This window comes from Actinomycetota bacterium (assembly GCA_030776625.1).
Classification (GTDB): domain Bacteria; phylum Actinomycetota; class CADDZG01; order CADDZG01; family WHSQ01; genus MB1-2.
The window spans coordinates 289,143-314,447 of sequence record JALYHL010000003.1 but is presented as its reverse complement, the minus strand read 5'-3'; the positions used below and the strand labels follow the sequence as shown (position 1 = coordinate 314,447).

16 protein-coding genes and 2 pseudogenes are annotated in these 25,305 nt (G+C 66.1%); 12 read left to right on the top strand and 6 right to left on the bottom strand.

Translation table 11 applies throughout. The annotated features are described in order from the left end of the window. The coding region (locus tag M3N53_07625) for an AAA family ATPase (protein ID MDP9068198.1) at positions 1 to 2,750 on the top strand (2,750 nt) is incomplete at its 5' end. Here M3N53_07625 and M3N53_07620 read toward each other — a convergent pair. Beyond that, the gene (locus M3N53_07620; protein ID MDP9068197.1) at positions 2,650 to 3,435 is read right to left on the bottom strand and encodes a methyltransferase domain-containing protein; all 786 of its coding nucleotides are present in this window, start codon (positions 3,433 to 3,435) and stop codon (positions 2,650 to 2,652) included. The two genes, M3N53_07625 and M3N53_07620, sit on opposite strands and share 101 nt — an antisense overlap. Before the next feature lie 171 nt (positions 3,436 to 3,606). On the opposite strand from M3N53_07620, the gene M3N53_07615 reads away from it, so the two are divergent. The 3 genes and pseudogenes from M3N53_07615 to M3N53_07605 all read left to right on the top strand — a co-directional run bounded on the left by M3N53_07615 (position 3,607) and on the right by M3N53_07605 (position 6,512). After that, positions 3,607 to 4,674 (top strand): methyltransferase domain-containing protein, encoded by a 1,068-nt coding sequence (locus tag M3N53_07615; GenBank protein MDP9068196.1) that lies wholly within the window; start codon positions 3,607 to 3,609, stop codon positions 4,672 to 4,674. Between the two features lie 596 nt (positions 4,675 to 5,270). Next, positions 5,271 to 6,020: pseudogene (locus M3N53_07610) on the top strand (hypothetical protein). Positions 6,021 to 6,407: 387 nt separating this feature from the next. After that, positions 6,408 to 6,512 (top strand): annotated as a pseudogene (locus tag M3N53_07605) (hypothetical protein). 432 nt (positions 6,513 to 6,944) lie between these two features. Here M3N53_07605 and M3N53_07600 read toward each other — a convergent pair. Continuing rightward, positions 6,945 to 7,262 carry a DUF6176 family protein gene (locus M3N53_07600; protein MDP9068195.1) on the bottom strand — a complete coding sequence of 106 codons (318 nt, stop codon included), beginning with the start codon at positions 7,260 to 7,262 and terminating at the stop codon, positions 6,945 to 6,947. A 137-nt stretch (positions 7,263 to 7,399) separates the two neighbouring features. On the opposite strand from M3N53_07600, the gene M3N53_07595 reads away from it, so the two are divergent. After that, on the top strand, positions 7,400 to 10,468 hold the full coding sequence (locus M3N53_07595) for an AAA family ATPase (GenBank protein MDP9068194.1): 3,069 nt from the start codon (positions 7,400 to 7,402) through the stop codon (positions 10,466 to 10,468). Between the two features lie 359 nt (positions 10,469 to 10,827). Here M3N53_07595 and M3N53_07590 read toward each other — a convergent pair whose 3' ends face one another. Next, complete coding sequence (locus M3N53_07590) at positions 10,828 to 11,097, bottom strand: hypothetical protein (GenBank protein ID MDP9068193.1); 270 nt, start codon at positions 11,095 to 11,097, stop codon at positions 10,828 to 10,830. A gap of 440 nt (positions 11,098 to 11,537) precedes the next feature. Here M3N53_07590 and M3N53_07585 point away from each other — a divergent pair, with 440 nt between their 5' ends. Then, entirely contained in the window at positions 11,538 to 11,696 is a 159-nt protein-coding gene (locus M3N53_07585; GenBank protein MDP9068192.1) for a hypothetical protein, read from the top strand. Between the two features lie 243 nt (positions 11,697 to 11,939). Here M3N53_07585 and M3N53_07580 read toward each other — a convergent pair whose 3' ends face one another. After that, a complete protein-coding gene (locus M3N53_07580) occupies positions 11,940 to 14,777 on the bottom strand; it encodes an AAA family ATPase (protein ID MDP9068191.1) in 2,838 nt (945 codons plus the stop codon). A gap of 128 nt (positions 14,778 to 14,905) precedes the next feature. Here M3N53_07580 and M3N53_07575 point away from each other — a divergent pair, with 128 nt between their 5' ends. Together M3N53_07575 and M3N53_07570 are read left to right on the top strand one after the other, a co-directional pair. Further along, the gene (locus M3N53_07575; protein ID MDP9068190.1) at positions 14,906 to 15,991 is read left to right on the top strand and encodes a class I SAM-dependent methyltransferase; all 1,086 of its coding nucleotides are present in this window, start codon (positions 14,906 to 14,908) and stop codon (positions 15,989 to 15,991) included. 100 nt (positions 15,992 to 16,091) lie between these two features. Then, a complete protein-coding gene (locus tag M3N53_07570; protein MDP9068189.1) occupies positions 16,092 to 16,670 on the top strand; it encodes a YceI family protein in 579 nt (192 codons plus the stop codon). A 38-nt stretch (positions 16,671 to 16,708) separates the two neighbouring features. Here the strand turns inward: M3N53_07570 and M3N53_07565 are convergent, their stop codons facing one another. Then, a complete protein-coding gene (locus tag M3N53_07565; GenBank protein ID MDP9068188.1) occupies positions 16,709 to 19,957 on the bottom strand; it encodes an AAA family ATPase in 3,249 nt (1,082 codons plus the stop codon). Positions 19,958 to 20,086: 129 nt separating this feature from the next. Here M3N53_07565 and M3N53_07560 point away from each other — a divergent pair, with 129 nt between their 5' ends. The 4 genes from M3N53_07560 to M3N53_07545 all read left to right on the top strand — a co-directional run bounded on the left by M3N53_07560 (position 20,087) and on the right by M3N53_07545 (position 23,410). Further along, positions 20,087 to 20,944: a methyltransferase domain-containing protein gene (locus M3N53_07560; protein MDP9068187.1), complete on the top strand. Its 858-nt coding sequence runs from the start codon at positions 20,087 to 20,089 to the stop codon at positions 20,942 to 20,944. 75 nt (positions 20,945 to 21,019) lie between these two features. Next, positions 21,020 to 21,502, top strand: coding sequence for a hypothetical protein (locus tag M3N53_07555; GenBank protein ID MDP9068186.1), 483 nt, complete (start codon positions 21,020 to 21,022; stop codon positions 21,500 to 21,502). A gap of 96 nt (positions 21,503 to 21,598) precedes the next feature. Further along, a complete protein-coding gene (locus M3N53_07550; protein ID MDP9068185.1) occupies positions 21,599 to 21,994 on the top strand; it encodes a VOC family protein in 396 nt (131 codons plus the stop codon). Positions 21,995 to 22,018: 24 nt separating this feature from the next. After that, entirely contained in the window at positions 22,019 to 23,410 is a 1,392-nt protein-coding gene (locus M3N53_07545) for an FAD-binding oxidoreductase (protein ID MDP9068184.1), read from the top strand. Positions 23,411 to 23,528: 118 nt separating this feature from the next. Here M3N53_07545 and M3N53_07540 read toward each other — a convergent pair whose 3' ends face one another. Then, positions 23,529 to 24,731 (bottom strand): hypothetical protein, encoded by a 1,203-nt coding sequence (locus M3N53_07540; GenBank protein ID MDP9068183.1) that lies wholly within the window; start codon positions 24,729 to 24,731, stop codon positions 23,529 to 23,531. Positions 24,732 to 25,305 lie beyond the last annotated feature (574 nt).

The window sequence follows — 25,305 nt, the reverse complement described above, 5'->3', positions numbered from 1 at the left end:
CGCGCCGGGCGCGGCGGTGTCTGTGGCTGGCGGCGCTCGAGCTGTCCGACCCGGCGACGGCGCTGGCGGCTGCCGGCGCGGCCGTCAGGACCGACGAGCTCGACGAGGAGGCGCATCGCGCAGTGATGCTTGCCCACTACAGAGCGGGCGATCAGGGAGCGGCGCTGGCTGCCTTCGAACGGCTGCGAACGATCCTCGAAGACCAGCTCGGCACCGACCCCGGCCCGGAGACCGAGGCGCTCCACGTCGCGATCCTTCGCAATGAAGAGCCCGCCCCGGCGTCGCGGCCGTCGCCCGAAACCCGAGCAGACGTAATGGACCCGGGGTTCGTGGGTCGCGACCGCGAGGTCGACATGCTGCTGAAGCGGTGGTCACGCGCGTCGGGGGGGTCCGCAGGTTTGGTCCTGATCACCGGCGAAGCGGGCATCGGGAAGTCGCGCCTTGCTGCGGAAGCGGCCCGGATCGTGGAGGCGACCGGGGGCGTCGTCCTGCGATCGCGCTGCTACCAGGCCGAACGATCCTTGTTCCTTCAACCGATCGCCGAGGCGCTGCGATGGGCCGTGACGACGCTAAGCCCCGACGACACGCGCGCGGCTGCAGGGGAGTGGGCAGGGCCGCTAGCGGAGCTCGCCCCCGAGGTCTCTCGAGTCGTGGCGCCCGTCGACTACGAGCCCGGTCCGCCGCAGGTCGAGCGCCGCAGGACGTTCGAGGCCGTCGCATCGTTCTTCCACACGCTGTCGCAACGTCGTCCCGTGCTGTTGGTGCTAGACGACCTTCACCTCGCCGGGGCGGCGACGATCGAGCTGCTGCACTTCATGGTGCGAAGGATCGGCCGCGCTCGGGTGCTCGTGATCGCAACCATGAGATCCGAGGAGGCCTCCGACGTCGTGGGACAAGTTGTCGAGATCGGCGATGCGGTGGCGCTCGAGCCTCTCCGGGAAGAGGCGGTCGCGTCCCTGGCGCGCCAGGCCAAGGCGACCGCGCTTGCAACCGACCTGATGAGGAAGACGGCGGGCCACACGCTGTTCGTAGTAGAGGCCCTGCGGGCGATAGTCGAAAGTGGTGAAGCGCGGACGATTCCCATCCCGGATTCGTTGCGCCACGCCGTCGTCGCGCGCACGAAGCGTTTGGGGGCCGAAACCGAGGGTTTCCTGCGCGCGGTCGTGGGGCTCGGATCGACCTTCGACGTCGGGGTCGCGGCGGAGCTGGCGGGCGTACCGCTGCAGGAGGCGGTCGTCCACGCCGAGCGTGCTCTCCACGCTCGTCTGATAGTCCAGTCGGGGAGTGCCTACGGCTTCGCCAACGATCTCATCCGCGAGATCCTCTACGACTCCACGCCCCGGCCCAGCCGGGTCGCGCGCCATCGCCTCGCGGCGACCCTTCTCGCCGACAACCCCGAGGCCAGCGCGGTCCACCTCGCGGCGGCCGGCGACGTCAGGGGCGCCGCAGAGGCGTGGCTGACGGCGGCCGAGAGCGCGGCGGCGTCCTTTGCCAATCGCGACGCCGCGCGCCTACTCGGCGAGGCGGTTACCGCTGCACACCGGTCGGGCGCCGACCTGTTGGCGGCGCGGTGTCGTCTGACCCGAAGCCGGGTTCGGGAGACCCTGGGCGAATACCGGGAAGCCTCCGAGGACGCATCCGCCGCCCTCGAGATCGCACAACGGCGGCGTGACCCGGATCTGGAGGCGCAGGCGCTGGAAAGACTCGCGTGGGTCGCGTACAGCAGCCGCTACGACGAAGGAGCCGACGACCTGGCGCGGCGGGCATGGGAGTTCAGCGAGTCGGCCGCCGAGGCGTCGGGAGCCCGTCCCAGCGCGACCGTGCTCCGAGCGCGTCTGAAGCATTCCCGCGGGGAGGTGCACGACGCGTCGGAGGTCCTGCAAGATGCTGTGGCCGGCGACCTCGACGATGCTACGAGGGCCGCCGCCCTGAGCTGTCTGGGTAGCGCGCTCGCACACGGAGATCGCTTCGAGGAGGCGGCGCGCACGCTCGAACGAGCGGTCGAGCTGTGCCGCAAGACAAAGAACTTGCGTTTCCTCGTCAACGGCCTGTTCTTCTCGGGTATGGCGCAGGGGAACCTCGGAAGGTTCGGGCCTGCGCTATCCACTTTCGACACGCTGGCTCGACTTGTCGAGGAGTCCGAGTCACGCTCCTATCGGGCACGCGTCGCGAACCTACGCTCGTGGATGTACAGAGAGCTCGGCGACGTCGGGCGGGCGCGTGACCTTGCGCAGGAGGCGGTCGATCGAGCCGCGGAGTTCGGCGAGGTCGAACCGAGAGGTCACGCCGCCCTTGCGCTCGCCGAATGCGCGTTGCTCGAAGGTGACGACGCCGAAGCGGCGCGGCTGGTCGACGAGGTGAGCGCGATGGTCGCCGGACGCGTCGTCGGCTTCAGCTGGCGACTCGAGTTGCACGCGGCCGAGCTGCGCGCTCGTGTCGAGGCCGAACGTGCCGAAGCCGTGCTCGAGCTGGCCCGGAGATGCGGATCGAGGAAGTACGAGGCCCTCGCCTTCGCGCATCTCGGGCGCCCACGCGACGCGCTCCGGATAGCGACCGCGTTGGGCTCCGACTACCTGACGGCTCTGGTGGGAGACGAGGAGAGCGCGCGGCGAGCGGTGGACCGGCTGGCGCTCGGGCTGCCCGAGGACCTCAGGGAGGGCTTCGTTGCGCGAGGGCCACTATCAGCTGCGGGGTCCAGCGCAGCGCGTCGGGACCGAGCGCCGCGATCATCTCGACGGCCTCGCGCCTGACGGAGTCACGGACCCGGCGCGAGAGCGCCGGGGGCAGAGACAGCCGGTATTCGACGAACTGAGCGGCGCCCGGCCACGGCACCTCCACTTCGGTTGTCCGTACCTCAGCGCCCAGATGCGAACGTTCGAAGAGGTCCCGCAGCGCGTGCTCCGACCCGACAGCGCTCGTCATGCGGTCGATGGTGTCGCCCGCATGGGGGCGGGGCCCGTTCTGATGACAAGCGATCGCCTGTCTCACGATCTCCTTGGGTAGATAGGGCGTCTCGGGCCGCTGCCATGTGATCACTCCCACGACGGGGGCGACCCTGGCCATCTCTCGCACGGCCGCTACTGGATCGGGGAAGTGGTTGATGCCGAACGCACACGCGGCCACCGCGAACGAGTCGTTCCGGAAGGGGAGCCGCTCGGCGTCGCCCTGAACCCTGTGTATCAGCGGGTTGAGGGCGAGTTGCGCCGCGGCCATGTCGATCGCCACGCATCTCGTTAGCCGCCGGGCGAGCGCACCGCTTCCGGACGCGACGTCGAGAACCGGTCGCCCGAACGGTTCGACCACCTCGAGCAGGGGTTCGACCACGAAGCGGAAGACGAGCGGCTCGGCGTAGCGTGAGTAAGCGAGCGCCGACGACTCGTACGACCTTCGGATCGACGGCTTGACGCCGTCTGGCGGGAGCGCGGTCGTTTCCACACCCCGAGCGTCGGGCCTCGCATTGCAACCCGGTTGCACTCCGCGTCCGCCCGCAGTGAACTCGCTGCTCCCGCTGCAATGGTTCTGCAACCCCCGTCGTCAAGCTGATTAGGTCCGGCACACACGTGTCGCTCTCGGTCATCAGAGCCGAGCGCGAGAGAGGAGAGAGAGATGACGACAGCTACTGTCGATGAGGCCAAGCTCCAGGAGTTCGTCGGCCGCTTCGCGCAGGACCTCGGCGCCGTGCTCCACGCCGCTACCGTCCTAATCGGAGACAAGCTCGGGCTCTACCGCGCGATGGCCGACGGAGAACCCGTTACCCCCGCCGAGCTCGCCGCGCGCACGGGCTGTGACGAGCGCTACCTGACGGAATGGCTGGCGGCGCAGGCTGCGAGCGGCTATGCGATCTACGAAGCCGACAGCGGCCGCTTCCGTCTCACGCCCGAGCACGTGTTCGCGCTCACCAGCGAGGACAACCCACTGTTCGCTCCGGGGGGACTTCAAGTAGCGGCGTCGACGATCAAGGATGTCGATCTTCTCGCCGAGGCGATCCGTACGGGTCGCGGCGTGGAGTGGGGCGAGCACCACCACGACCTGTTCGAGGGGACCGAACGCTTCTTCAAGCCGAACTACATCGGCAACCTCGTCGACGCGTGGCTGCCCGCCCTCGACGGAGTCGTCGCGAACCTCGAAACGGGGGCAAGGGTGGCCGACGTCGGCTGCGGTTTCGGCGCGTCGACCATCCTCATGGCGAAGGCCTACCCGAACTCGACTTTCGTGGGCTTCGACTACCACGCGCCGTCCATCGAGGCCGCCCGCAAGGCTGCATCCGAGGCCGGAGTTGCCGACCGCTGCACCTTCGACGTTGCGTCCGCGAAGGACTACCCGGGCGACGGGTATGACCTCGTCACGTTCTTCGATTGTTTGCACGACATGGGGGATCCGGTGGGCGCGGCGCGGCATGTTCGGGGATCACTGACGCAAGACGGCGTGTGGATGATCGTGGAGCCGAACGCGGGCGACAAGATCGAAGACAACCTCAACCCCGTAGGACGGATCTTCTACGCCGCGTCCACCCTGATCTGTCTGCCCGTCTCACGCTCGCAGGAGGTCGACCTAGCGTTGGGTGCGCAGGCGGGTGAGGCGCGTATCCGCAAGGTTGTCGAGGAAGCGGGCTTCAGTCGTTTCCGCCGCGCGGCCGACACACCTTTCAACCTGGTGTTCGAGGCGCGGCCGTGACGGGCATACCTGGGGGTCAGTGTTCGGAGTAGGACGAAGCGCGGACCGCGAGGCCCTCTTTCGGCCGGTGATCGGTCGGAGAGGGCCCTGTCCCGCTCTACTTGGTCCGGAAATGGCACAGCAGTATTCGAAGTTCGTCAGCTGAGCGTCGTTAGCAAATCGTTAGCGAATCGGCCGGTAGGCGGACCTCCGGAAATGTAAAGGCCCTATAACCACGGTCTTTGTGGTTGCAGGGCGGGGTTTGAACCCGCGGCCGAGGTCGAGAGGAACTGCGAGACGTGAAGCAGAGCCGGGGGGTTGGGCACCCAGCGGAAACCGCGTCCTTTACTCGGCCGATATGGACGGTGATAAAAGACCTCTAGGTCATGCGCTTGGATCGCCGCGCGGGCGTCCGCTGACGGATATGCCGGCAATGAGACGGAGCCGGACTGGATGTCATCGTTCTTTCGCTTCGAAGCCTCGCTCGGGCGGAGCGTCTCCGAGCAGATGCAACGTTGGTCCTGGGTCGTGCGTCTGGAGGGGGGCAGGTCGGGAGCAGGGAAAGGGAAGCGATGCGGCGGGCGAGATGGGTTCTGCGGTTGGCAGCTGCCGTCCTCATGATCGGTGGTCTTCCCGCAGCTGCCAACGCTGTCCCCGCCCGGACCTGTTTCGGGCTTGAACCGACGATCGTCGGCACGGACGAGGGCGAACGCATCGAGGGTACCGAGCACAGGGACGTCATCGTCGGGCTCGGGGGCCGCGACTACATCTCTGGCCACGGTGGTGATGACGTCATCTGCGCTGGAGCTGGCCCCGCTGGTGTGTACGAGCACGAGACGATCTCGGGCGGTGCGGGAGACGACCTGCTTCATGGTGGGGTCGGGCGCGACGACATCTACGGCAACGAGGGCCGCGATCGGCTCTTCGGTGCGAAGGGCGGCGACCTAGTGAGTGGGAACCAAGGTCGCGACCTTGTCGCGGGAGGTGCCGATATCGACCTGATCGGTGGCTGTGAGAATGCCGACCTTCTTTACGGCGGCGGCCATCGTGACTACATGTACGGGGGCTCCGGCGACGACCAGGTGCGAGGGGGCGCGAGCCACGACTTCTTGACCGGGGACGACGGAGACGACGCCCTGTTCGGGGGCCGAGGATCGGACTACGCGGTGCTCGCACATTATCCAGGGGAGGCCTGCGGTGGAGGCCGGCGTGGCGTGGGTGAGCACGATGTGCACGTCGATCTTCGCAGCGGGTTGGCCCGATTCGAAGATGGTTCCGAGGATCGACTGAGCTCTATCTCCAATGTCCAGACCGGCTTCGGTCGCGACGTCATCATCGGCGATGCCCACTCGAATCGTCTCGGTGGGGGTTACGGGGACGATGTCGTTAAGGGCGGACTTGGGGACGATCTGCTCACCGACCTCGGGAGGGAACGGGAGTACGACCCGGAGGGCACCGATGAGGTCCGGGGGCAGGGCGGCGACGACATCATCCGCATGGGGGCCGGGCGTCACATCATCGCGGGAGGTGCGGGGCGAGACCGAGCGTCGTTCCGCGACGAGTGCGAGAAGCTGGTTGCGGACCTCGAGACTGGCACCGCGACACACACCTGCACGCCCTACATGCAACCGCCTCAGGATCATGTGTCGCAGCTCCTCGGGATAGAGGATCTACGCGCCCCTCCTCGTGCCTACTATTCGGCCATCACCTTTCTGGGAGATGGGGGGCCGAACCTGCTGATGGGCGGCATCGAGGACGAGTCCTTCGATGGCCGTGCAGGCAACGATCGGCTAATCGGCGCAGCGGGCAACGACACGCTCGACGGGGGCTTGGGCGACGACGAACTCGACGGCGGCGATGATGTGGACGCTGCCGATGGCGGCGACGGAGCAGACTGGTGTGTCGGCGAAGTCACAACGAACTGCGAGAGCTGAGGTACTCGCCCCTCGTCTCGCCCGTCCGGACTGGAGCGCGGTTTTGAACCTAGTCGGACCGGCCAGTTCCTGGTCCTTCCTCGAGACGCCGACGGCAGGACCTTCAGTGCGTTCGGCTCGGCTCTCCGGCGTCCTTACAGGTCCCGGGAATCGGCTGACCGCCTTTACACGGCAAGCTAACCGCCCTCCGTTTTGCCTTCCCTGAGCGGGAAGGCGCCGCGCAAAGCCGGTGTGCTCAAGGTTGCACTCGCCCCCCTCCGACACCCAAGACGTACCAGTGGTGCTGGGACGCGACCAGCCGTGTGCCGTAGTCGCTGACTCCTCGCGAAGCCGGAGCCTCCCGCCGTTCGAGGGCGACTAGAGGCGAACGTCGTAGAGGAGTTCTGGTTCGAGAGTCTCTTCGACCACCTCCGCCAACACCTGCCGGTGTTCGTGATCGATCTTCAGCGTCGAGTTCTCGAAGGCCCGTCGGGCGGCTTCTGGATCTTCCGCCTCCATCGCGTAAACGAGGATGTGTTCACCACCGCTTTGCAGTAGATAAGCCTGCTCGTGTCGAACGGTCTCCTGCCGGAAGGTCGCTCGCACTTCGTCGTCGCGCTGCTGCGCTTCAGCCATCCACGATCTGATCTTCTCGATCTTGTCTGGAGCGATCTTGCGAAACGCGACCCGCAGCACGCGTCTACCTCCTCGTCTGTTGTTCCCGAGGCTACCGCGGGTCCATGTCCTCCTTCGATCGCGGCAGACGTCCTCGTTAGCGCCGCGTGAGGACGGCGCTCCGTGCCTGGGGTCGGCAGCGGCACTATGGTGACTCGATGGGCGGCGGAACCCGGCGGACGGTCACGGCGGTATTCGTCGACGTCGTCGGCTCGACCTCCATCGCGGAACAGATGGATCCGGAGGCGTTCGCCAGCTTGATGAGCCGCTTCTTCACCGAGATGTCATCAGTCGTGGAGCGCCACGGGGGCATGGTGGAGAAGTTCGTCGGAGACGCCGTGAAGGCGTCGTTCGGCGTCCCGGTGGCACATGAGGACGATGCGCTACGTGCGGTCCGTGCCGCCGTCGAGATGCGGGAATCCCTGGCCAAGCTGAATGAAGACCTTCGCAGTCGATGGGGATTCGCGCTTCAGACGAGGATCGGCATCAACACAGGCGAGGTCATGTCGGTGACGCATGGAGACCATGTTGTTGCTCTAGGGGATGCGATGAATGTGGCGGCGCGCCTTGAGCAGACCGCGGCGCCGAACCAGATCGTGATCGGTCCGACGACGTACGAGCTCGTCCAGCACGCGGTTGATGCCCGGCCGCTCGCACCGCTGACACTAAAAGGCAAGGGTCATGAAGTTGTTGCGTATGCCGTTGAGACGCTCGATCCGGAGGTCGAAGCCATTCGGCGACACCTCGACCGTCCCATGGTCGGCCGCGAGCCTGACGTGCTGGCGCTTGAGGATGTCCTCGAAGAAGCTGGCGGAACGCCAGGTTGTAGCTTGGTCATGGTCGTTGGCGAGCCAGGCATCGGAAAGTCGCGGCTTGTAGCCGAAATCAAAGCACGTCTCCAGGCGCGCCGGGCGCTGTTCTTGATCGGAGGGTGCCTCCCATACGGACAAGCGGCCACCTACGCCCCGATCGCACGAGCCGTAACAAGATGGTTCGCTTCTTCGCAGGACGAGGTGCGCGACATCCGTACAGCTCTGGCGACGACTGTTGCAGCGGAAGCTGATTCTGACGTGATCGCCAGTCGGATCTTCCAACTGATGGGTCTCGAGGAACCGATCTCTCCTCCAGAAGAATTGTTCTGGGGGTTGCGGAAGCTCCTGGAGGCACTTGCGCGAGAGCACCCTCTGGTCGTTGCGATTGAAGATCTCCATTGGGCCGAACCATCTCTTGTTGGTCTTTTGGATCATCTCGTCGAATGGACGCGGGATGCAGCGGTGATCCTCATCTGCTCGTGCCGTCCCGAGTTCCTCGATCTCCACCCACAGTGGGAGCGCAAGGCCCGTATGACACTTCGGCTCGAACCGCTGCCTCACGAGGAGGCGCGAATCCTCGTTCGTGGGATCTCCTCGGCCACTCTCGGCCCCGAGCGCACAGACGAGGTCGTTGCAGTCAGCGGCGGCAATCCGCTCTTCATCGAACAACTTGCTTCGATGCTTGATGATGCTGACACGGCTGCTGGTAGTGCTGGCGGGTCCAGGTCTATCCGGCTCCCTCCTTCGATCCAGGCGCTCTTGGCGGCGCGTCTCGACATGCTCGCCCCTGCAGAGCGCGAGGTGCTGGAGGCCGCTGCAGTCGTGGGGGCAGAATTCTCGGCGCGGGCAGTGGCGCAGATCGTCCCTCAGCATCACGTAACTCAGGTCTTCGAGATTCTCGACTCGCTCATCGCGAAGAACCTTGTGCAGGCAGGACGGTGGGACAGTCTCAGTGGTCCTGTTTTTGCGTTCCGACACGCGCTGATCCGCGAAGCCGCGTACGACGCGCTCCCGCACGAAGAGCGCGCTGAGCGTCATGAACGGCTCGCCAAGTGGCTTGAGGCGTTGGATCCTCCGGCACCACCCGAGATCGCCGGTTATCACTACGAGCAAGCGTTTGAATCTCTTACACGCATGCACAACCTTGGGAATCGGAGACAAGTGCTTGCCCAGCGGGGCGCGGCCCTCCTCGCTGAAGCTGGGTTCAACGCGGCGAACCGTCACGAGCTGGATCAGGCATGGGATCTTCTTCAACGTGCATGGGAACTGTCAAAGATCTGCGGAGTCTGGTCTTTCCCGATAGCAAGCCTCTGGGCGAAGGCAGCTCAAGAAGGACAGCGAAGGAATAAGACGCTGCACGAGATGCGACTGGCGTTCAAAGAGACGGGAGATGCGCGCTTCGACGCCGCTGCACTGCTCCTGGAAGCACAATCTCGTGCTTCAAGCGATCCCGATTACTCCGAGTCGGCGTTGCTGGCAGACGTTCAGCGATCTATAAGTCTGTTCGAGGGGCTAGGGCCCGATGAGGTTCCCGCCGAGGCTTATTCGTACCTCGCGCTGGTCTATGAAGCCTATGGACAGGGACAGGAGGGCCTCGCCGCGGCGCGCCGCGCCGTCGAGTACGCCGAGCGCCGGGCAGATCCCACTGCCAAAGCATGGGCGCTGCGCTCCATCAGCTCGCTAACACTGGACGGACCCGGCAGCTTAGACGAGGCCCGGGTGGCGGCGGAGGACCTGCTGCGGTTTGCGAAGACGTCGGGGCAACGGGAAATGGAGGCGATCGCACTGGTCAACATCGCCTCGGTTAACGCGCGACAGGGCCAAACGTTTGAGGCGAGAAAAACTTTCCAAACCGGCTACCAAATAGCCGAGCAGCTCGAGCGAGCCGGTCATTCGCGCATAGCATTTGCCGCGGACGACATCTTCCGGGAAGCGGGCGAGCTCGATCTGCTCGAGGCGTACCTGCGCAAGAGCTCCGAGTGGGTCGAGAAGAGAGGCCACCAGAGCGTTCAGGCGAGCGTGTTGGCTCGACTCGCAGAAGTTCTGTATCGACAGGGCCGGATAGATGACGCACAAGAGACGGTGCGGCGGGCACGTGCCAGCACGTCCGCAGACGACGTCGATGCCATCATGCGGTTGGACTCCACGGAAGGGAAGCTCCATGCCCTCCGCGGCGACTGTACGACGGCGCTGGAACTTACGCAGCGGGCAGTGGATCGTGCGAACGCAACCGAATGGCTCGTGCCTCGCGCCATGGTTCTGATGGACCGTGGAGAGGTACTCCGCATCTGCGGTCACACAACCGATGCTCAACTGGCGATTGAGCACGCTCGGCGGCTATACAGCCAAAAGGGGCACGTCGAAGGTGCCAGACGGGCAAACGCACATCTCGCGTCGCTGGAAACGCCCGAGTAGACGGCTACTGAACCGCCACGCTGATCCCGCAGGACGAAGATTCGTCAGCAGAGTCGTTCGGGAGTCGGACAAGGCCGGCGGCCATGCAGTCGGAAAGGCGACTGTGGCAGGTAGGTGGGCCGGCAAGGAAGCTCGCGTTCAGTAGCCGCAGGGTAGGGGATTAGCCCGTGTACTGAAGGTTGCGCTCGCCCCTCCGACACCCAGGATTTCCACCGTCAAAATCGTTTATCAGTCGGATGGGTGACCTGGGTGGCGCCCGTTTCTCTGCTGCAGCGAGGAAACGACCGGCCGCCACCAGCGAGGATCCGATCACCACGCCCACGATTCCCACAACCGCTGCGATGCCATTCTCGCGCCTATCACGCCTGCCAGTCGAGCAGCGATCCGACACCAAGCGCTACTGTCGCCCAGAGGATCGCCGCTATGAGAGGCACGGCCGCGAGGTAGCGCCAGTCGTGGCGATGCTGGACTCCAACAGCCAGCAGCGCCCCCCAGGCGGCCCACAACGAGAAGAGGAAGATGCCGGGCACGCCGAGCCCAGAAACGCCATAGAGGTAGCCGAGTCCGAGATGGACCACCAGGGCGCCCCCTTGGGCCAGCGGCATCAAGATCATCGCTGCTACCTGCATCTCACACTATTCGACGTTCGGGTTCCGTGAAGGTTACGACGTCTCGGATCGGTCAGCGATCACGGAGGTCATCGGAGTGATCGCCATTCGCAGGAGGACCCGCGCGAGACGTTCTTGTTCACGCGGTCCGTGCCGCTGTCGCGGCGGATGAATGCTGTTGCACTTGCCGGTCCGCCCTGCGCTCCCGCTGGGGCGCGATCGATCCCGTCAGACCTGCCAACAGCAAAGCTGCGACAAGGGCAAGGTATCTCTTCATATCGTCCTCTATCGTCGTGGCTCCCTTGCTTCTGATACGTGCGATGAAGCACCCCCCCTTTTGAACGCGGCCAAGGCAAAGCGAGCATTCGTCCCCGCTTGCGTTGCGGACCGTGACTTCGCGAATGGGAGTGAAGTCAACGACGAATTCTTCCGCTGGCCTATCATGATGTTGTTGTTCGTGAATGACGCGAGCCCACATGAAAGGCGGGCGCGGGGTGGGGAAGGACGACAACTACGACGAGTACCAGCGGATCAGCCTGCGCGGCGGTCTCATCGCGTTGGGTATCGCCGGTGCCGTGACCGCCGTAGCCATGCTGGTGGCGTTCGTCCTGGAGTTGTGATGCGCGTCCTGGGACTCGGGCGCTTCATGTCCGCTGTGGTTATCTTCGGGTGGGTCTTCTTGGTCCTCCTGGTCGTCGGCTACACCCTGTTCGGAAGCTGACCGGACGATCACCTACTGGGAGATCGCTAAGCCTTCCAGTCCCCGTGTCCGGGCGAGCCTGTTCTAGAGGAGGTGCGGCGGGACGCGCAATGCAGCCACCTGGACCAGCGATTGTGAGACACGGCTACGTCGGGTCGATGCCTCAGACGCTGTCCTTGAGAAGTGCGTTCAGCTCCGCGCGGCTGGCCACCCCCAGCTTCTGATAGATGTGCGTGAGGTGGGCCGACACCGTGCGCGCCGAGATGAACAATCGACCGGCGATCTGTCGGTTCGTCAGCCCCTCGTGAACGAAACGCGCGACTCGCCGTTCGCTAGGGGTCAGCGCCGCGATACCCGTGACGGCCGGTCGACGGGGACGTCCGCCGGCGATCACGAGCTCTTCGCGTGCACGGGCCCCAAGGGCGGTCGCTCCGTGGTGATGAGCAAGGTCGAGCGCCTTGACGAGGTACTCCCGAGCGGCGCGGGAGTCGCCATTTCGTCGCAGCATCGACCCGAGCTCGGTCAGGCCACGCACTCGCGTGAGCACTCGAGGCGATCCTTCCAGGAGGTCCACCGCGTCTCGCAGCCGGCGGATTCCGTGCTCCCCGCCCTCGATGAGCCCGATCGCGATGAGCGCTTCGGCGATCGCGCCCGGGACGTCTTGCTTCCTAGCCAGGTCGAGCTCCTGCGAGGCTAACTCCATCGCTCGCTCCTCCTCAGAGAGCTGCTGGAGAGCCAGCGCCGCGTCAGAGCGCCATGGAAGCATCGAGGGCGTGTCGACGCCTCCCCGTCCCTCCGACGAGCGGCCGGACTCGAGAAAATCCGACAAGGCAGCAGCTGCATCGCCTTGCGCGAGCCGAAGCAAGCCGCGGCGGTGGAGGAAGAAAGGGTTTTCCTCGGCACGCTCGTCCGTCTCGACATCGGTGAGGACGCGACCCGCCTCGTCCCACTCACCTCGTGCCATGAGGGCGTTCGCCAAGTGCGCTCGACCGTACGGCTTACCGGATGCCGGCAGCCCCCTGTCCGCCAGTTCGGCGGAGAGGCGGTAGGAGAGCCGCGCGTCGGCTTCCGCTTCTGCCACCGCCCCCCGGCGCAGGTTCAGCTCGGTGCGCAACCCGTGCGCGACGACAGAGAGCATGACCGATCCGCCGCGTTGCGCCGCCTCGACCGCCGCATCACAGGCGCTCCTTGCCTCCTCCAACCGGTCCACGAAGATCAGGGCCTCTGCCGCGTACGCGAACTGAAAGCTCCCACTCTCGACCAGCCAGTCCTCGCTTAAGGCCAGCTGCGCGAGGTGAGCGATCTTCTCCGGCGCCTCGCTCCTCTCCAGGCCGGTGAGCGCCAGATTGGCCAGCAGCACCACGCTCGCGGGCCGGGGCGGGAGCGCCACCGGCGCCAGGCGGTCGAGCCGAGCCAAGGCCTCCTCGCGCGTGTCGCGGTGGAGACGGGCGGCACCCAGCAACTCCGCCTCCACCTGCAGCGCCAGATCCGGATCGAGCGCGTTCGAGGCGGCCGCCTGCTTGTCGAACAGGTCGACGGCCGACCAGAAATCTCCCGCGAGAGCAAGCGTCCGCGCCAGGTGGAGCGTCGCCTCTGCCTCCTCGCTCGGTCCTCCCGCGAACGCGAGAGCTTGGCGCGCGGTGGTGACCGCGTCAGGATGGCCGGTCTGGGCCTGCGCTTGGGCGAGCGTCAGCGTGACGCGGAAGCGCAGGTGCAGCGGCGGTGGCTCGGCAAGGGCACGAGCGAGCAACGGGACCGCCGTTTCAGGCGATCCCCGCTCCCGCTCCCGGGCGGCGGCAGTAAGCAGCGTCTCGACGACCCACGCATCTCCCCGCGCCAGCGCCTCCCGCAGGTGCGCGGCGACCCGATCGAGAGGCGATCCCCGCTCGCCGAGGAGGCGGGCGGCCCGCCCATGGGCCAGTGCTCGTCGCGCCGGAGGAATGTGGGCCCGGACCGCTTGGCGCAGGAGGGGGTGGGCGAACCGCAGATGAGGTCCGGGGACGAGTATGTCGGCGTTGACCAAGCCATCCGCTGCGGTGACGGCCTCGAGCTCGTCGAGCCCTGCGAGCTGCGCCGCCTCCTGCAGCGTCGCCTCGCCGAGCACGGCGCAAGCATCCGCCAATGTCCTGGCCTGATCGCCGGCGGCGGCAACCCGCCGGAGGACGGATTGACCGACACGCTCCGGAACGAGCCGCTCCATGTCCTTGGCCTCGAGGTCGGCCGATTCCTGCTTGTCGACCAAGAGCGCGGCGAGCAGCTCCTGAATGAGGAAGGGATTTCCTCCAGTGACATGCAACAGGTGGCGGCAAAGGGCAGTATCGATGTCGCGGTCGAGGGTCGCACGGGCGAGCATCGACACAGCCTCTTCACCCAGCGGTGACGGGTTGAGGCGTACCGATCCGGGTACTGCGTCGAACCTTCCGAGCAGGTCCTTCAGGCGGGCGTCTACCGCGGGCCGGTATCCCAAAAGCAGGAGGACGGGCAGATCGCCGAGGCGGCGCGCCAGGAATCCCAGCGCGTGCAGCGATGGCTGGTCCGTCCAGTGCGCGTCGTCGACCAGCAGCATTAGTGGTCTGCGTTCGGCCAGGTCCTGGATCACTTGGTACAGGCCATAGGCCGCCAGGACCTCCGCGTCACCAACCTCACTAGACAGCGGGCCGGGGGTCCCCTCCAGGAGCGATGCAAGGAACGAAGCGGCTCCCTCGAGGACGACGGCGCGCTCCGCCGGGTCGAGTCGCGCCAGGACCGGACCGAGTAGCTGGCGCAGCACGCCGTAGCCAAATCCGGTCTCGAGGTCATCACCTCGTGCACCGTGCACTTCGAACCCGCCGTCATGGGCGATGGACGCGATCGCCTCGAGGAGGCGAGTCTTGCCGATCCCGGCGGGACCCTCCACCAGCAGGACGCGGCCCTGGCCCGCGGCCGCTGCGGCAACGGCCAGACGGGCCGACTCGAGTTCGCCCTGCCGCTCCAGAAGCAGGTCTGACGCCCGGGCTCGCACGGCCAAGGCCCGTCCTCCTCAAGCTCCTTCGTGGGGTTCCGCCGAATGTTACGACCCCCCTTACGATGCCGGACTTCTTCGCCCCCCTCATGCTGCCGGTCAAGACACATCAACAGAGGGGAGAGGCCATGAGCACGATCGAGACGCCCGCCGCTGCGGAGGTCGACCAAGGCAAGCTGGAGGAGTTCGTCGGACGCTTCGCCGGAGACCTCGGCGCCGTCCTACATGCCGCGACGGTGCTCATCGGAGACCGCCTCGGCCTGTACAAAGCGATGGCGGACTGCCGTTGGTGCGCTCCCGAAGAGCTCGCCGAGCGTACGAGCACTGACCTGCGCTACGTGAGAGAGTGGCTGGCCGCGCAGGCAGCGAGCGGCTATGCCGAGTACGACGCCGCCTCGGGCCGCTTCCGGCTCACGCCGGAGCAGGCTTTCGCGCTCACCAGCGAAGACAACCCGTTGTTCGCTCCGGGAGGGGTACAGGTCGCGGCGTCCACCCTCGCCGACGTCGACCTGATCACCGGTGCATTCCGGACCGGACGGGGAGTGGCGTGGGGCGAGCACCATCCCGACCTGTTCGAGGGAACCCTGCGCTTCTTCCGCCCCAACTACGTCGCCAACCTGACCGAGCACTGGGTCCCCGCGCTGGCCGGCGTCGAGGAGAAGCTCCTCGCCGGGACCACTGTCGCCGACATCGGCTGCGGTGCTGGGGCGTCGACGATCCTCATGGCGCGCGCCTACCCCGCATCGGAATTCATCGGGTTCGATTACCACGAGGAATCGATCGCTATGGCTCGCCGATCGGCGGCTGCAGCCGGTGTCTCTGAGCGGTGCTCCTTCGAGGTGGCGACGGCCAAGGAGTATCCGGGAAGGGGCTATGGGCTGGTGACGGTCTTCGATGCACTCCACGACATGGGCGATCCCACTGGGGTCGCGGCGCACGTCCTGTCCACCCTTGCGCCGGACGGCACGTGGATGATCGTCGAGCCGTTCGCCCACGATCGCCTGGAGGACAACCTCAACCCGGTGGGGCGCATCTTCTACTCGGCCTCCACGACCATTTGCCTGCCCGTATCCCGTTCGCAAGAAGTCGACGCCGGCCTCGGTGCTCAGGCGGGTGAAGCCCGTCTCCGCCAGGTCGTCACAGCCGGTGGCTTCACCCGCTTCAGGCGCGTAGCCGAGGCACCCTTCAACCTCGTCTTCGAGGCGCGGCCGTGACCCCGGGGGAGGCGCCGGCCCCCTTTTGCCCTTCGGTCGTGTTGAACGAGGAACCAACCGAGTTGAACGAGGAACCAACCGAGCAGAGAAGGAGAACACAGTGACCACGAGCTTCGACACCACACAGATCCCCGGCTACATCGCGGGGACTTGGACGATCGACCCGGTCCACAGCGACGTGTCCTTCAAGGTCCGTCACCTGATGGTCGCAAACGTGCGGGGCAAGTTCCACGGCGTCACGGGGACGCTGGTCCTCGCCGAGGACCCGATCGACTCGACTGTCGTGGCGGAGATCGACTTGGCGTCGATCGACACCGGCAACGAGCAGCGCGACGCCGACCTCCGCTCGGCGCGCTTCTTCGACGTCGCCAACTACCCGACCATGACCTACCGCTCAAGGTCGGTCCGCGGCGACGGGGACTCCTTCGTCGTCGACGGCGAGCTCAGCCTGCACGGGATCGCCCGGGACGTGGAGCTGCAGGTCGAGGTGAACGGGTTCGGGCCGGATCCCTACGGCGGCACTCGCGCAGGGTTCACTGCCACCACCGAGCTCGACCGCCGCGACTTCGGCATCACGCCGGATCCGCCCTTCGACACCGTCGTGGGAAACACCATCAAGGTGGTTCTCGAGATCGAGGCCGTCCTCACCCAACCGCCCCCTCCCTCCCCAGCGCCATGACCCAAAGCAGGAAAGCCGTTGCATCCTGAACCCTTGCTTCACCTAGATGTGGTGCCGAGCGGGTTTGGGTGATCCTCCGGGCCATGAAGGTTCCATGTCATGGGTTCGGCGGGCTCGTAGCGGCAGTAGTTGCCGGTGACGATGGAGCGGTCGAGGTGGCTGCCGAGTTCCGGTAGGGCGCCCTCGATGCGGCGGATCGCATCTCGGATGCGAGCTGTGACTGCTTTCCGGGCTCGCTCGACCGTCCGCGGTCCGAGGCCGCGGTCCTTGCCGAGTCCGGTAGCGCGACGCAGCTCCGCCAGAAGCGTGTCGCGCTCCGTCTCGAGCCTTTCGATACGGCCGCGATCATCATCCGCTTGCGCTTCGGCAAGGTCGTCTTCGAGATCGTTGATCCGGCGTCGGAACTCTGCCCGCGCCTGAGCGTCGAGCACTGGACTGGCGCTTTCGCTTCCTCGGATGCCGCTCCCCGCGAGGTCGAGCGCGGGGACATCTTCGCCCGGACGAGCAAGAAGTGCAGCAAGATCGTGGAGTCCTTTTGCGTCCCGGATCAGAGCCGACCGGCCGCCGTACGCGACCTTCCAGACGTCGCCGTCGCGGTACCACGCTGCGGGGGTCGACCTGGAGCCACCGGACTCGCGCCGCGGCAGGCGGGCCGCGAGGCCCACCAGGCCGAGTTCCGCGGCGAGCTCTGCGGCGCGATCGCCGTACGGGGCGCCGTCGGCGTCGAGCGTGGCTAATTCAGCGCACGTCTCGGCCTCCCAGGCGCGCGCGCCCAGTCGCTGGTGGACCATCAGCGCGCGAAGCAGTAGGTCGCGCGCCTGCTCGGTTCGTCCGAGGGTCTTGGCGGCAACCCCCGCCCAGTGCGCGTGGCTGCCGACGAAGCAGACGATGGCACCGTTCACACCGCACGTTTCTGCGAGCGGTGCGAGGTCCTGAAGAAGCTGACGGCTTAGGTCCAGGTTCCCGAGACGAGCGGCCGCGACGGTCAGGCTGCCGACGAAGACCGACCACACGTAGCTGCGATCCTCTCGCCAGGTTCCGAGCTCGAGGACGGTATCGAGGGCCCGGCGGGCGCCGCCGAGGTCACCCGCGTCCGCCAGCAGGCCCGCCGCGACTGCGTGTGCATGCGACGGAATCCCGATCCACCAACCGATAGCCATCTTCGCGGTGGCTTCGAGTTGATCGGGTTCACCTCGGGCGCGAGCGAGCTCGAGGAGCTGGGACATGCGCACGTTCCCGGTATCGGGTTCGCCGATCCGTTCCCCGAGCGCGGCGGCCTCGTGAATCAGCCGCTCGCCCTCATCGAGGGATCCCTCGAGAAGCGACACCCCGGCGCGCCGCGTGAGCGCGAGGTACTCGTGGCGCGGTTGCCGGAAACCCTCCTCGAGGCGAAGGAACTCGTCGAGCTCCGCGCGGAAGGCCGGCGATCCGCTCTCGAGGAGGGCGTTCGCGGTGAGGAGGTGTCCTTGGCTGCGGCGTTCATCATCTCGGCCCCGGTCGGCCAGCGCCACGATCTCGCGAGCGACGTCTACCCGCTCCGCAGCTGCTCCCGGCGTCCACAAGATGTCGTGGCGGGCGAGCAAGCAGGCAGCGAGAGTCGCGGGGTCGTCAAGGGCGCGTGCTATCTCGACGGCTCGTTCGCTGAGCGGCCGGGCCCGCGCTCTGTCCTTCGGCACCGAGTGGTGCAGCTCTCGTGCCAGGCTTGCGGTGATCTCCGCTTCGACCGCCGATGCCCGACCTTCGACGGCAGACCGGGCTTCTTCGAGGACGGCCACGACCTCGTCGCGAGGCATCGCGTAGCGGGCGCCGAGGCTTTGCAATCCGAGCGCTACTGCCGCCAGACGCTCGGGGTCACCGAGACGGACGGCATGTCTGTGGGCTTCATGGAGAAGTTCGCGTGGTCTTGCGGGATCCCCGGCTCTGCTCGCGGCGTCCGCCTGTGCCACGAGAAGGTCGACTAGCGCGTCGGCGGCGACCGCGACGCCGGCGTCATCCAGCGCGCTGCGAACACGAGCGAGATGGGCCGCAGCTTCGACGAAGGCGAGCCGGGTGCGGTCTGCCGCGGCGGCCTCGAGTGCCCACCGGATCGCGCGATCGGGGCCATCGACGACGGCCGCCGCGGCGAAGTGGCGCGCGACTTCACCAGCGAACACGCTTCCACCGCGCGCCGCCCGCCGCTCCAGCGCGGCCCCCACCTGCTGATGCAGCGCGAGTCGCTCAGGCGTCGGGAGATCTGCATAGACGGTCTCTCGATACAGGTCGTGGGCGAACTTCATCCCTGCTCCGCCATCGCCTGACGTGGTCAGCACTCCGGCTCTGACAGCGTCGACGACGTGGGACACGACCGCCGATGCCGGCAGGTTCAGAACATCTGCGAGCACATCAGGAAGCACCTCGTTCCCGGCAACTGCAGCTGCATCAAGCACGCGACGGCAGTCTGGGTGCAGGCGGGCAACGCGGCGGGCGATCAGGTCGTGCGCGGCCGCGGGAACGACGTCAGACGTCTGATCGCTGGTGAGCGCGTGCGAGACCTCGCGAACCAGGAAAGGATGGCCCCCGGTACGGCCATGGACGTCGTCACCCCACCTCTCGGCGACGTCGTCGCCGCCGGTATGAGCAAGCAGCTCGCGCACCTCGGTCGCCGACAGGCCCTGCAACCGGATGTTGTCGGCGCGGAGGCTGATGGTCGCCAGGATCTCCCCGATCTCGGGCCGTAGCTCATCGTGTCGGTAGGCGCCGAGGAGGAGCAACGGCACCGGACGGTGGGCCCTTACCACGAACTCCAGTAGCTCCAGCGACGAGGCGTCCGCCCACTGAAGATCGTCGAGGGTGACGACCACCGGCCGCCCCCGGGCGCTCCGTTCGAGCCAGCGGGCGACCGCATCGAAGAAACCGAACCGCGCTCGATCGGAGTCCAATCCCTCCGTCGTCGCCTCGGATCCGCCACTCTGCAGCGCGGGCACGAGCCTTGCGAGGGCGCGTCGATCTTCGTCGCTTATCGCGTCGACGAGCTCGGCGTCAGCTCGATCGACCATCTCGCGCAGCACCTGCGCCCAGGGCCAGTAGCCCGGCGCTCGTTCGGCGTCCCAGCAGGTGCCCCACACGGTCAGCGCATCGCGCTCGGCGGCTTCACGCGTCGCTTCGGTGAGCAACGCGGTCTTCCCGATCCCGGCCTCGCCACTCACCAGGACCAGGCGGGCCCTGCCGGTGAGGGAGTCGCGGAACGCGCTCCTGATCCGAGCCTGCGGCGCGCTGCGTCCGATGAACTCCGTGAAGACCTGCGCCATCTGTCGATTATGTCCCCGGGCTGATCCCGAGGACAGTGTGATCTGGCGCAATCGCCAGACAGCTTCTGGCGGTCTGGCCCCGATATCTGGCGCAGAGAGAGGTGACCGCCACCGAACGGAGGAGGAGTGATGACCGTCACCTTTGATCCCCAACAGTACAAGCGCACGACGCGCGAGCAATGGGAAGACGCCGCTGAGGCGTGGCATCGGTGGGGACCCGCGCTGGAGAGCTGGCTGGGTGAGGCGACCGAGCGGATGCTCGACGCCGCCGCCATCGGCGAAGGCAGTCGTGTGCTGGACGTCGCCGCGGGTGCGGGCGGCCAGTCGCTGGCCGCGGCGGCCCGGGTCGGCGCCACGGGACGGGTGCTCGCCACCGACATCTCGCCGTCGATCCTGACGTACGCCGCCGAGGCAGCGGCGGAGGCCGGTTATGACAACCTGGACACGCAAACGGTCGACGGTGAGGAGCTCGACGTCGAGGAGGGCTCCTTCGATGCGGTGATCTCGCGCCTCGGGCTCATCTACTTCCCCGATCAGCAACGCGCGCTGGCGGGCATGCGCCGCGCACTGCGCCCCGGCGGCCGCCTCTCTGCAATCGTTTACTCCACCCCCGAGCGGAACGAGTTCTTCTCGATCCCGGTGGGCATCATCCGTCGGCGAGCGCAGCTTCCTGCCCCGCTCCCCGGGCAGCCGGGCCCCTTCAGCCTCGGCTCTCCGGGGGTCATCGAGGAGACCTTCGGACAGGCCGGCTTCACCAACGTGAGCGTGATCACGGTTCCCGCCCCCGTGCGGATGGCCAGTGCCGCGGAGTGCGTCCGCTTCGAGCGCGAGTCGTTCGGCGCGCTGCACCAGATGCTCGGCGGTCTTGCGGACCCGCAGCGCGAACAGGCCTGGGCGGAGATCGAAAGTGAGCTCTCCCGCTTCGAGACCGACGCGGGCTTCGAAGGTCCGTGCGAGCTTCTCGTGGCCTCCGGTACCAAGGGATGACGAGGAATTGATTCGACAGACAGTGCAAGACGCGTACGCCAGCAAGTGATGGACGACAGGAAAAGGAGAGCAATCATGGAACGCAAGAATGTGAAGCAGGTTCTTGCCGTGCTAGCGCTGGCGGCGATCGGAGTCGCCGCCTCGTCCGGCTTGGCCCAAGGTAGCGGGACCGGGACGCACGGCCTCACCCGGACCGAGGAATCGAACGTGGTGGTGGACGATCGGATCCGCGTGAACGAGAAGGCGGGGTCACGGGTGCTCGTCGCCCACATCACGGTCGAGCCGGGCGGACACACGCCGTGGCATTACCACGCAGGTCCCCACATCGTGTCGGTCAAGTCGGGAACCGTGGAGGTCTACGAGACGGACTGCAGCTTCACCAGCTACCCCAAGGACACCGGGTTCTTCGATCCAGGATCGACGCACCGCCCACACATCCACACCCTCAGGAACCCATCGTCGAGCGAGACCGCCGAGGTCGTGATCACGGACATCCGCACCGAAGACCTGCGTCCGACGATCGCGGCTAACCCGCAACCGGAGCCCTGCTTCTCGTAGGCATCAGGGAGCAGGGGTCGTTGCTTCCATTCCGTCGGGGTTGTATTCGATCCATGAGACCGGCAGAGTTCAATCAAGATCGCATAGGAGGACAGAATGGCTGGATTCCCGGGCATCTCACATGTTGCCCTGACGGTGACTGACCTTGACCGAAGCAGAGAGTTCTACGGACGTCTGCTCGAGGCGGATCCCATAGTGGATGAGGACGCCGGCGGCTTTTACCACGTGGTCTACGCCCTAGAGGGGGGGACCCTTCTCGGTCTGCACACTCACCCAACGACGAACGATCAGCCACGATTCAGTGAGTTCCGTTCCGGCCTCGACCATCTTGCATTCGGAGTGTCCAGCAGAGCGGAGCTGGAGAAGTGGGTGAGCCGGCTGGACGAACTCGGCATAGACCACGGCGGGATAGTCGATGCGCCCTACGGCTCCGGTCTATCTTTCCGGGACCCGGACAACATCGCCCTGGAACTCTTCGCGCCGCCGTCGTAACCGCTCATCCGCCAGGCTGATCCCGTGAAGACACCCGACATCGAGGATCTCCGAACGCAGTTCGTGGGTGACCTGATCCAGCCGGGTCATCCCACGTACGACGACTCCCGAAGGATCTGGAACGGGCAGATCGACCGCCGCCCGGGCCTGATCGCGCGCTGCTACGGCGTCGCCGACGTCGTCGCGGCGGTGCGGTTCGCTCGGGAACACGAGCTCCTCGTCGCGATCCGCGGCGGTGGGCACGCGGTCGCCGGGCACGCCCTCTGTGACGACGGGATCGTGATCGACCTGTCACTCATGACGGGCTGCCGGGTCGACCCGTCGGCGCGGACGATCCGGGTCGAGGGCGGTGCTCTCAACGAACATCTCGACCGAGAAAGTCAAACGTTCGGGCTGGCCACGACGGGTGGGATCGTCAGCCACACAGGGGTTTCGGGATTGACGCTTGGCGGCGGCATCGGCCACGTGATGCGGAAGTTCGGGCTCGCCATTGACAATCTGCTGGCCTGCGACGTAGTGACCGCCGACGGTGACTTCCTGGTAGCCGACCGTGAGCAGAACCCGGATCTTTTCTGGGGACTGCGTGGGGGCGGAGGCAATTTCGGGGTCGTGTCGTCCTTCGAGTTCCAACTTCATCCGCTCGGTCCCACCGTGCTGGCTGGGATGGTCGCGTGGCCGATGAGCGATGCGGTCCAGGTTCTGAGATTCTTCCGTGATTTCGTTGCTGAAGCCCCAGACGAGGTCGGCATCATGGCCAACCTGCGTCTGGCGCCGCCTCTTCCGGTCGTCCCTGAGCCCCTTCACGGTGAGCCGATCGTGGCACTCGTCCCGATGTACACGGGAACCATCGCGGAGGGGGAGAAAGTCTTGCGGCCGATCAAAGAGTTCGGCAGCCCGGTGCTCGACACGGTTTCGCCTAAGCCGTACGTCGCGCACCAGAAGATGTTCGATCCGGCGTTGCCGCACGGGCGGCACTACTACTGGAAGTCGCACAAGCTCGGGCCGCTGAGCAACTCCATGATCGACATCATCGTGGAGCAGGCAGGGAGGATCACCTCGCCGTTAACGACGGTTCCGATATTTACCCAGGGAGGCGCTGTCAATCGCGTACCCGAAGCGGACGCTGCTTTTCCGAACCGGGACGCAGCGCACGACATCAACATCGTTGCCGCTTGGATGCCCGATGATCCTGAACCCGCTCGGCACATCGAGTGGGTGCGGGGATTCTTCCGCGCGCTCGAGCCGCACAGCAGAGGTGTGTACGTGAACTTCACGAGCGATGATCCAGGCGAACGCGTTCGTTCTCACGCCTACAGCGCTGAGCAATGGTCACGACTCGTTGCGCTGAAAGCGAGATTCGATCCCTCGAACTTCTTCCGACTAAACGCGAACATCCCGCCCGGGGAAGAGCTCTAATCGTCGTTGCCCATCCGGTCGCTCCCAGGGAGGTCGCGTGTACTGAAGGTTCGGCTCGCGCCTCCGACACCCCAAGACCTTCAGCCTTCGGTGATCGCCTAAGCAGGTCTCGTGACGACTATTCGCAGAAGAGGACAACTTCCCCGTTCTCGCAGCGGTCGATCCCATCGCCGCCGTGCAGGGTGTCGACGCCACCTTCTCCGTCCAAGAAGTCATTATCTCCGGCCCCGTAAATCTCGTCCACGCCATCCCCTGCAAAAACTCGATCAGCACCTCCACCTGCGTAGATGTAGTTCATGTCGTTGGTGCCCGTGATGACGTCGGCACCATCGCTGCCGTACACATCTTCGATGTTTTCCGTGCTGATCGTCCCGTAGTCGTTCACGATTTCTCCGCCAACGAGGTCCGCCACCGACGGGAAGAAGAAGTGGATGGTGTCGCGGCCGGCAGCGCCGTCAACGATCCCTGCGATCAGTCGTATGTCGTCGTCGCCATCGCCCCCGTAAGCCGTGGCGTCTGAGGACGAGATGAGGTCCGCGCCGCCCATCCCCGAAAGGACATCGGTACCATCCCCTCCACTGATGTCGTTGGCGTAGTCGTTGCCTCGAATTTGGTCGTCGAACGCGGTCCCCGTGACGTCCTCGATGCCGCGCAGCACGTCGCGACCCTCACCCGATGCGGTTTCCGCAACGAGATCGATGACGACCGGATGCGCCGCGTCGTAGTAGTAAACGGCATCCCGGCGCGATGACCCGTCAGTGGTCACTACCTCGTCTCCGCCGTCGATGACATCGTTGCCAGGACCGCCATCGAATCGCTCTCCTTCGACCAGCGGACCCGAGACGATGCCGCCGGTCAACTGATCATGTCCTGCCCCGCCCGTAAGAACCTCCTCGAAGCCAGACTCACAATCACAGTTGTCAAGATCAGCTCCGTGACCATTGATCACGTCATCACCGGGCCCGCCCTCCAGTATGTTGAGGCCCGGATTGCCCTCGATGACGTCATCGCCGCTGCCCCCGTAAATCCGATCCGAGTTGTAGCGGTATGAATCTTGATCGGCACCCGCCCCTGACCTCAGCTCGTCATTGCCGGCGCGACCCCACAGAAGGTCGAGTCCCTCGCCGCCGTCGAGACTGTCTCGGTTGGTTCCCCCACTGATGAAGTCCTTCCCATTCCCGCCGCGCACTTGGTCGGAGCCTGGTCCCGCGCAGATGAAGTCCGCACGGTGACCGCCGTGGATCACATCCGATCCCCCTAGGGAGACGATGACATCGCGTTTGTGGGTCCCATAGAGTTTGTCTGCGCCTTCCGTGCCCACGAGGGTGGCCTCGTATCCAAGGCACCGCGGAGTACGAGCGGAGGCTGCAGGCGCCGCCGCAGAGAGGAGACCGAGCGTCACTAGCAGCGAGACAGAGCTCCGTGTGGCCATCCCGATTGCCTTCCGTTCGCCTACGCCGATCCCTAGACCAAATTGGTGGCTCTCTAGGGAGACGTACTAGGGTTCCGAAACGTTGAGTGCCCACACGGTCGCTGTGTACTCAAGGTGCAACTCGCCCTCCGACACCCAGATCTTCCAGCACACCCGACACCTCTGGGCCCGGGGCGCCTTGCTTCGGGCGGCGTGTGCTGATCGAACAACTCGCCCCACCGCCACCTAGGAATTACCAGTTCCCATGGCCCCCGGCGTGGGCCCGAGACCGACCCGGTCCGTGGTTCGCCGCACTGGGGACCACCGTCCCGTGTCAAAAGTGTCCGCGGGACCAGGCAAATCCATGGCGTCTTACGAGTTCGCTGAAGGCCGTTGCCATTCTGGGAAGCGTGCAGGAAGGTAAGCAGAGTGGCGAATCGATCCGGCCAAGCGGAGCCGGAAGATGGGGGTCGTGGGTGAAAAA